This is a genomic window from Lysobacter sp. M15, from assembly GCF_022662515.1.
Lineage (GTDB): Bacteria > Pseudomonadota > Gammaproteobacteria > Xanthomonadales > Xanthomonadaceae > JAKPBU01.
This window is the reverse complement of the sequence record NZ_JAKPBV010000003.1, coordinates 201,411-209,476: the sequence shown is the minus strand read 5'-3', so window position 1 is coordinate 209,476 and position 8,066 is coordinate 201,411. Positions and strand designations below refer to the sequence as shown.

The following is an 8,066-nucleotide window of genomic DNA, read 5'->3' as shown; positions in this document are numbered from 1 at the left end:
GTAGAGCGCCGCTTCGGCGCGACTCCATCGCCATCCCGTCGCGCCGAAGCGGCGCTCCTACAATGAAGGGCCATGACTGATCTGTTCACCGACGCCTACGCCCAGGCTCAGGACGCCGCCGATCCGCTGCGCGCCCTGCGCGACGAGTTCCTGATACCGCAACACGGCGGCAATGTGCAGGCCTATTTCTGCGGCAACTCCCTGGGCCTTCAGCCGAAGGGCGCGCGCGCGCACGTGGAAGAGGTTCTGGACAAGTGGGCGACCGAGGCCGTCGAAGGCCACTTCACCGGCCAGGCGCAATGGATGCCCTACCACGAGCTGGTGCGCGAACCCCTGGCCCGCGTGGTCGGCGCGCAGCCGCACGAAGTGGTGGCGATGAACTCGCTGACCGTCAACCTGCACCTGATGATGATCAGCTTCTACCAGCCCAGCCTCGAACGCACCGCGATCATGATCGAGGCCGGCGCGTTCCCGTCCGACCGTTATGCCGTGGAATCGCAGCTGAAATACCGCGGCCTGCCGCCCGGGCACACGCTGATCGAAGTCGAGCCGGACGAGCCCGACGGGACGATCTCGATGCGGGCGATCGAGCGCGCCATCGCCGAAAACGGCAAACGACTGGCCATGATCCTGTGGCCTGGAGTGCAGTACCGCACCGGACAGGCGTTCGACCTGCAGGAGATCACGCGCCTGGGGCACGCCGCAGGCTGCATCGTCGGCTTCGACCTGGCACACGCCGCCGGCAACCTGCCGTTGCAACTGCACGACAGCGGCGCGGATTTCGCAGCCTGGTGCCACTACAAATACATGAATTCCGGTCCCGGCGCGGTGGCCGGCTGCTTCGTGCACGAGCGCCATGCACACACCGATCGCCCGCGCTTCGCCGGCTGGTGGGGCAACGACAAGGACGTGCGCTTCCGGATGGGTCCTGCATTCAATCCGACGCCCGGCGCGGACGGCTGGCAGCTGAGCAACCCGCCGATCCTGGGTCTGGCGCCGTTACGCGCCTCGCTGGAGCTGTTCGATCGCGCGGGCATGCCCGCGCTGCGCGAGAAGTCGCTGCGCCTCACCGGATACCTGGAAGCGCTGATCCGCGAGGAGCTCGGCGACCTGTTGCAGATCGCCACGCCGCGCGAACCCGAGCGCCGCGGCGCACAGCTTTCGTTGCGGGTGATCGGCGGACGCGGCATGACCGGGAGGAGCGCCGGGCGCGCGCTGTTCGAATTCCTGGGCAGCCAGGGTGTGATCGGCGACTGGCGCGAACCCGACGTGATCCGTATCTCGCCGGCGCCGCTGTACAACACGCATGCGGACGTGCTGCGTTTCGTGCGCACCGTTCAGTCTTGGGGCGCGCACGTATGACCGGCACCCGCCCTATCTCCATCATCGGCGCCGGTCTGGCCGGGGCGCTGCTGGCCACCCTGCTCGCCCGGCGCGGCTGGGACGTGGATGTCTACGAAAAGCGCGGCGATCCGCGCATCAAGGGTTACGAGGGCGGGCGGTCGATCAACCTCGCCCTCGCCGAGCGCGGGCGCTACGCGCTGCAGCAGGCGGGCGCCGAAGAAGCGGTGATGCGCCAGGCGGTGATGATGCGCGGGCGCATGGTGCACTTCCTCGACGGCCGCGTGCAGTTGCAGCGCTACGGTCGCGACGACAGCGAGGTGATCTGGTCGATCCATCGCGGCGATCTCAACCTGACCCTGCTGGGACTGGCCGACGCCGCAGGCGCGCAGTTCCATTTCAACCGCCGACTATCGTCGGTCGATTTCGACGGCGGCGACATGGTCTTCGTGGACGATCGCACGGGCGCGCAGCACGGCGCGCCGTTCCAGACCCTGGTCGGTGCCGACGGCGCGGGGTCTGCGCTGCGCGCGGCGATGGACGGATACCGTCCGCTGGGCGAACGCACCGCGCTGCTCGATCACGCCTACAAGGAACTGGAGATCCCGCCTGCGCCGGGCGGCGGCTTCCGGATCGAACCGAACGCCTTGCACATCTGGCCGCGCGGCAACTACATGTGCATTGCCCTGCCCAACGACGAGCAGACTTTCACCGTCACCTTGTTCATGCCCAACCACGGCGATCCGGGATTCGACACGGTCGCCACACCGGCCGAGGCGCGCGCGCTGTTCGAGCGCGACTTCCCGGATGCGCTGCCGTTGATCCCCGAACTGGAAGCCGACTGGGCCCGTAATCCGCCCGGTGTGCTGGGCAGCGTGTATCTGGACCGCTGGCATCTGGACGGACGCGCCCTGCTGATCGGCGATGCCGCGCACGCGATGGTGCCCTTCCATGGGCAGGGAATGAACTGTGCGTTCGAGGATTGCGTGGCCCTGGCCAGGCATCTGGAAGCGGATAGCGCCGCCGGGGCAAGCCCGCGGCAGGCGCTGGCCGCGGCCTTCGCCGCGTTCGAAGCCGAGCGCAAGCCCAACGCGGCGGCGATCCAGCACATGGCGCTGGAGAACTACATTGAGATGCGCGACAAGGTGGACGACCCGGATTTCCTGATCCAGCGTGCGCTCGAGGCAGCGCTGCAGGCGCGTCACCCGGGCCGCTTCGTTCCGCACTACACCATGGTCAGCTTCATGCGCATTCCCTATGCGGTGGCGCTGGAGCGCAGCGAGATCCAGCGCCGGATCCTGGAAGCGGCCACGCAGGGGCTCGATTCGCTGGACGGCGTGGACTGGGCGCGTGTGGATGCCGAAGTGATCGGGAAGCTGCAACCGCTGCCGCAGGAAAGCTGACCGTTCGGCCGGGTTCTCAGAGCCTGCGACGCGTCCGCGTTAGGCTCATGCCACGCTGTCGGGTGCGCGTACGCGCTGCGCGGCTCCGTCCCCACCTCGCTTCCAGTTCCCTTGCATGCCCGCCAGCTTTCTCTTCTACGACCTGGAAACCTTCGGCGCGGATCCGCGCAGGAGCCGCATCGCCCAGTTCGCCGCAATCCGCACCGACCTGGAACTCAACCAGGTCGACGAGCCGATCAGTTTCTTCGTCCGGCCCGCCGACGATCTAGTGCCCTCCCCAGCCGCAACCCTGATCACGGGGATCGCGCCGCAGCAGGCCCTGCGCGAAGGCGTCAGTGAAGCAGAAGCCTTCGCCCGCATCTTCGAGCAGATGGCGCAGCCGGAGACCTGCACCCTGGGCTACAACTCGCTGCGCTTCGACGACGAGTTCGTCCGCCACGGCCTGTTCCGCAACTTCTTCGATCCCTATGAGCGCGAGTGGCGAGGCGGCAACTGCCGTTGGGACCTGCTCGACGTGCTGCGGTTGGCGCATGCGCTGCGGCCGGATGGCATCGAGTGGCCGCTGCGCGAGGACGGCCAGGCGTCGTTCCGGCTCGAACACCTGGCGGCCGCCAACGACGTGCGCGAGGGCGACGCGCACGAGGCGCTTTCCGACGTGCGTGCGCTCATCGGCATGGCGCGCAGGCTGAAGGCGGCGCAGCCGCGGCTATGGGACTACGCCCTGCGGCTGCGCGACAAGCGTTATGCCGCGCAGCTGCTGGACACCACCGCCATGCGGCCTGCACTGCATGTCTCGCAGCGCTACCCCGCGGCACGCCTGTGCGCCGCTGCGGTGTTGCCGCTCGCTCGCCACCCCTCGATCGACAGCCGCGTGATCGTGTTCGATCTGGACAGCGATCCCGAGTCGATACTGGCGCTGGAACCGGAGGCGATCGCCGACCGGCTCTACGTCCGCCAGGCGGATCTGCCCGAAGGCGAGGCCCGCATTCCGCTGAAGGAAGTGCACCTCAACCGCTGCCCCGCGCTGATCGAATGGACGCACCTGCGCCAGGAGGATTTCGCGCGCCTGCGGATCGATCCGGCACTGGTCGGATCCCGCGCCGAACGGCTGCGCGCGGCCGGCCCGGCGCTGGCCGAGAAGGTGCGCCAGGTGTACGCACGCGCGGCCGAGTTCCCGCCCGGGGATCCGGATGCATCGCTCTACGACGGCTTCCTCGGCGACGGCGACCGCCGAAAGTTTCCCCAGGTGCGCGGCACCCCGCCGCACCTTCTGGGCCAGACCGAGTTCGGCTTCCGCGACCCGCGCCTGCCGGAGCTCCTGTTCCGCTATCGCGCTCGCAACTGGCCGCAGAGCCTGGTGTTCGCCGAGCAGGGGCGCTGGAACGACTATCGCCGGCAACGCCTGTGCAGCGAGAGCGGGCTGTCCGAGCTGAGCTTCGATGCGGCGCGCGCGGAAATCGCGGCGCTGCGCCTGGTGCATGCGGGCGACGGCGAAAAACTGGCACTGCTCGACCAGCTTCAGGCCTGGAACAGCGGGATCGAAGCGAGCTTGCTGTAGGAGCGCCTGCTGGGCGCGATCGCCAACCTGGATTTGCGGTCGCGCCTGAGAGGCGCTCCTACAATGGAGGTTCAACCCCTGATTCGTAGTCATGGCCACGTACTTCACCGACAAGAGCTTGCGTTTCCTTCGCGGCCTGGCGCGCCATAACGAACGCGCCTGGTTCCTCGCCCACAAGGGCGATTACGAAGCCCATGTGCGCGAGCCGTTCCAGCGCCTGCTGATCGATCTGCAGCCTGCCCTGCTCGAGGTCAGCCCCCATTACCGGGCCGAGCCCAAAGGCGTTGGCGGCTCGCTGTTCCGGATCCATCGCGACACCCGCTTTTCCGGCGACAAGACCCCATACAAGAACTGGCAGGGCGCGCGCCTGTTCCACGAACGCCACAAACAGATGCCCGCGCCGTCGTACTACCTGCACCTGCAGCCGGGCAATTGCTTCATCGCCGGCGGCATCTGGCATCCCGAGCCGGAGGCGTTGCGCCGGATCCGTCATTTCATCGTCGACAATCCGGCCAGCTGGAAACAGGCGGGGCACGCGCCCGCGTTCCGCAAACGCTACGATCTGGAATCCGAGGATCTGCTCAGCCGCCCGCCGCGCGGCTTCGATCCGGATTTTGAGTTCATCGAGGACCTCAAGCATCGGAATTTCGTCGCCGTGCGCGGCCTCGACGATGCCACGCTCACCGGTCCGCGGCTGCTGCCGGTGCTGGCGAAGGACCTGCAGGCCATGGCACCGTTCATGGACTACCTGTGTGCCGCGCTCGATCTCGAGTTCTGAACCGGAGTTGCGCTGATGAAAAAGTGGATCGTGCCGGTGGTCATGCTCGCCGTGCTGCTCGCGGGCTACGTCGTGGCGGGCCCTTATCTCACGTTCCGGGCCATCCGCAGCGCGGTGCAGACCCAGGACGCGTCAGCATTGTCGGACCAGGTCGATTTCCCGGCCCTGCGCGCTAGCCTCAAGGCCCAGCTCAGCGACCGCCTGGTGCGCGCGGTGGGGATCGACGGCCAATCCGGCATGCTCGGCGCCATCGGCCTGACCGTGGCCGGCGGCCTGGTCAATGGCGCGGTCGAAGCCATGGTGACGCCGGTCGGCCTGGGCGCGCTGATGGAAGGACGCAAGATCTGGAACCGGATCGGCGATGGCATCGCGCATCCCGACGTGGCGGACCCCTCCACAGTCGCGGGCGAAAGGCCGCAACCGCTGCAGCGCGCGGAGTACCGTTACGAGTCCACGTCGCGCTTCACCGCCACGGTGCGGGACGACCAGGGCCGGCCCATCGTCTTCGTCATGACCCGCAACGGCTTGCGCTGGAAGCTGAGCGATATCCGCCTGCCCCTGTAGGGTATGTCCCGGCGCACCATTTTTTGCGAGGTTCTTCGAGGTAGTGCGCCCCGATGCACCGTTTTGCGCTGGTTGCGTGAGATGGTGCGTCCTGGCGCACGTCTTCGGTGCGTTCCGCGGATGGTGCCCCATGCCCACCGCTCTTTAGCGAGTTCTTCGAGAGCGCCAGGGCGCACCCTACGGGTTCGCCACCCCGTGCGGCACGTGTCCGGCGGCGATGTACTGGCGGGCCGAATCGATGTTGTGCAACGAGTCGTCGAAGAAGATGTCGGCGCCGAAAGCCTGCAGGAACGGACCCTTTTCGCGGCCGCCGAGGAACAGGGCCTCGTCCAGGCGTACATCCCATTCGCGCAGGGTACGGATCACCCGCTCATGCGCAGGCGCGGAACGTGCGGTCACCAGAGCGGTGCGAATGGGCGCGTCATCGCCCGCTGGAAATGCCGCCTGCAGGCGATGCAGGGCGTCGAGGAAGCCGCGGAACGGGCCGCCGGACAGAGGCTCGTGCGCACGTTCGCGCTCGTGCCTGCCGAAGGCTTCCACGCCCTGCTCGCGCGACACCCGCTCGCTTTCGTCGCTGAAGATCACCGCATCGCCATCGAAGGCGATCCGCAGCTGCCCGTGCACGGATTCCGGCGCCCGCGCCGGCAGGATGGTCGCCGCGGCCACCCCTGCTTCCAGGGCGCGGCGTACCGATTCGGGATTCGCAGACAGGAACAGCTGCGCCCCGAAGGGCCGGATGTAGGGCCAGACCGGCGCGCCCGAGGTAAAGGTCGCGCGGCGGATGTCCAGGCCGTGGTGCTGGATCGAATTGAAGATGCGCAGGCCGGTGTCGGCGCTGTTGCGCGACAGCAGGATCACTTCAACCAGTTTGCCCTCTACGTGCGGCGCTTCCTTGGGAATATCGCGGTTTAGCGCCAGCAACTTGCGGACCAGCGAAAAGGCGATTCCCGGTTCGAGCACGTCGTCCTCGCGAGTGCGCTGGTAGTCGGCATACGCATCGATGCCCTTGCGCTCGAACAGGCCGTGGCTGTCCTCCAGGTCGAACAGCGCGCGCGCGGTGATGGCGACGACCAGCGGTTGCGCCGATGCGGAGGCAAGCGCGCCAAGCTGCGCCGGCCGTGCAGATTCGATGGGGGCCATGGCGCCAGTATCGACCCTCCGCGTCTCGCGAAGCGAGACCCGGAGCGCCGACGCAGGCGCCGACCGCACGATGCGCTAGGACCCGCCCCCGAGCAGCGCCCACACCACGCCTGCGGCCAGCGCGAGGGTGAGCATCGCGCGGACCAGCCCCTCGCCCCGCAGGGGGCGGATCGAAGATTCGGTTTGCATACGCATTCCCTCCCCAGTCACGCGCGCGTCTTCGCACGAAGGCGCCGGCAGCGGTGACATGGAGTAAGCAAGCACGAAACGTGCCTGCCCCAATCGTCCGGAAAAGCGTGACGGCCGGCTGATTCCTCCCGCATGCCATGCCACAACGATCGACGCATATGGACCGTCCGCGTCACCGGTTGCCCCGGCTACCGACGCGCCTCGCCCGCGGCAGGGCCGGCCGGCGCGGTGCCGCGCCCCCGTGCGGGGGTCGACCGCTAGACCACGAACTGCTCGCTGAGGATGCGTTCCTCGAGGTTGTGCTCGGGGTCGAACAGCAGGGTCACGGTGCGGTCGCGGGACTCGCGGATCACCACCTCGGTCACGTCGCGCACCTCGTGCGAGTCGGCGGTGGCGCTGACCGGGCGCTTGTAGGGATCCACGACCCGGAAGCGCACTTCGGTGTCTGCCTTGAGCAGGGCGCCGCGCCAGCGTCGGGGCCGGAACGCAGCGATCGGGGTCAGCGCGATCACCGAAGCGCCGAGCGGAATGATCGGACCGTGCGCCGAGAAGTTGTAGGCGGTGCTGCCGGCCGGCGTGGCCACCATGACCCCGTCGCAGATCAACTCTTCCAGGCGCGGCTTGCCGTTGAGGTCGATCGCCAGGTGCGCGGCCTGCCGGGTCTGCCGCAGCAGCGACACCTCGTTGTAGGCAAGCGATCCGACCGTGGCGCCCGACTCGGTCTGCGCCAGCATCTCCAGCGGCCGCAGCACGGCGGGCTCGGCGGCGGCGATGCGCTCGACCAGCCCCTCGTTCCGGTGCTGGTTCATCAGGAAGCCGACCGTACCCAGCTTCATGCCGAATACCGGCTTGCCGAGCGCACCGTGCCGGTGCAGGGTCTGCAGCATGAAACCGTCCCCACCCAGCGCGCACAGCACATCGGCGTCGGCAGGCTCGTGCAGGCCGTGCGCCGCGACCAGGTCGGTGAGCGCCTGCTGCGCGCCGTCGGCATTGCTGGCGAGGAAGGCGATGCGTGGCCCGGTCATGGCGCGAGCATACCGTAGGGCGGGCTCACGCCCGCCTTTTGGCGTATACGACGGCGGGCTTGAGCCCG

At 68.2% G+C, this 8,066-nt stretch carries 7 protein-coding genes; 5 read left to right on the top strand and 2 right to left on the bottom strand.

Features of this window, described 5'->3' with window-relative positions; translation table 11 throughout:
- The first annotated feature begins 72 nt into the window (after positions 1 to 72).
- The 5 genes from kynU to MC380_RS03335 all read left to right on the top strand — a co-directional run bounded on the left by kynU (position 73) and on the right by MC380_RS03335 (position 5,644).
- Positions 73 to 1,362, top strand: coding sequence for a kynureninase (gene kynU, locus MC380_RS03355; protein WP_242163032.1), 1,290 nt, complete (start codon positions 73 to 75; stop codon positions 1,360 to 1,362).
- Positions 1,359 to 2,744 carry an NAD(P)/FAD-dependent oxidoreductase gene (locus MC380_RS03350; protein WP_242163030.1) on the top strand — a complete coding sequence of 462 codons (1,386 nt, stop codon included), beginning with the start codon at positions 1,359 to 1,361 and terminating at the stop codon, positions 2,742 to 2,744. The genes kynU and MC380_RS03350 overlap by 4 nt, the downstream gene beginning before the upstream one ends.
- A 115-nt stretch (positions 2,745 to 2,859) precedes the next feature.
- Entirely contained in the window at positions 2,860 to 4,302 is a 1,443-nt protein-coding gene (sbcB, locus tag MC380_RS03345) for an exodeoxyribonuclease I (RefSeq protein ID WP_242163028.1), read from the top strand.
- Between the two features lie 91 nt (positions 4,303 to 4,393).
- Positions 4,394 to 5,080 (top strand): DUF2461 domain-containing protein, encoded by a 687-nt coding sequence (locus tag MC380_RS03340; RefSeq protein WP_242163026.1) that lies wholly within the window; start codon positions 4,394 to 4,396, stop codon positions 5,078 to 5,080.
- 15 nt (positions 5,081 to 5,095) lie between these two features.
- Entirely contained in the window at positions 5,096 to 5,644 is a 549-nt protein-coding gene (locus tag MC380_RS03335) for a DUF2939 domain-containing protein (RefSeq protein ID WP_242104066.1), read from the top strand.
- 177 nt (positions 5,645 to 5,821) lie between these two features.
- On the opposite strand, the gene MC380_RS03330 is transcribed toward MC380_RS03335, so the two are convergent.
- Together MC380_RS03330 and MC380_RS03325 are read right to left on the bottom strand one after the other, a co-directional pair.
- Positions 5,822 to 6,784 carry a 5'-nucleotidase gene (locus tag MC380_RS03330; RefSeq protein WP_242163024.1) on the bottom strand — a complete coding sequence of 321 codons (963 nt, stop codon included), beginning with the start codon at positions 6,782 to 6,784 and terminating at the stop codon, positions 5,822 to 5,824.
- A 446-nt stretch (positions 6,785 to 7,230) separates the two neighbouring features.
- Positions 7,231 to 7,998: an NAD kinase gene (locus MC380_RS03325; RefSeq protein ID WP_242104068.1), complete on the bottom strand. Its 768-nt coding sequence runs from the start codon at positions 7,996 to 7,998 to the stop codon at positions 7,231 to 7,233.
- Between the last annotated feature and the right edge of the window lie 68 nt (positions 7,999 to 8,066).

Coding starts and splice junctions, on each gene's coding strand:
- MC380_RS03350 (WP_242163030.1), top strand. CDS start 1,359: ATGACCGGCACCCGCCCTATCTCCATCATCGGCGCCGGTCTGGCCGGG.
- MC380_RS03330 (WP_242163024.1), bottom strand. CDS start 6,784: ATGGCCCCCATCGAATCTGCACGGCCGGCGCAGCTTGGCGCGCTTGCC.
- kynU (WP_242163032.1), top strand. CDS start 73: ATGACTGATCTGTTCACCGACGCCTACGCCCAGGCTCAGGACGCCGCC.
- MC380_RS03325 (WP_242104068.1), bottom strand. CDS start 7,998: ATGACCGGGCCACGCATCGCCTTCCTCGCCAGCAATGCCGACGGCGCG.
- MC380_RS03335 (WP_242104066.1), top strand. CDS start 5,096: ATGAAAAAGTGGATCGTGCCGGTGGTCATGCTCGCCGTGCTGCTCGCG.
- MC380_RS03340 (WP_242163026.1), top strand. CDS start 4,394: ATGGCCACGTACTTCACCGACAAGAGCTTGCGTTTCCTTCGCGGCCTG.
- sbcB (WP_242163028.1), top strand. CDS start 2,860: ATGCCCGCCAGCTTTCTCTTCTACGACCTGGAAACCTTCGGCGCGGAT.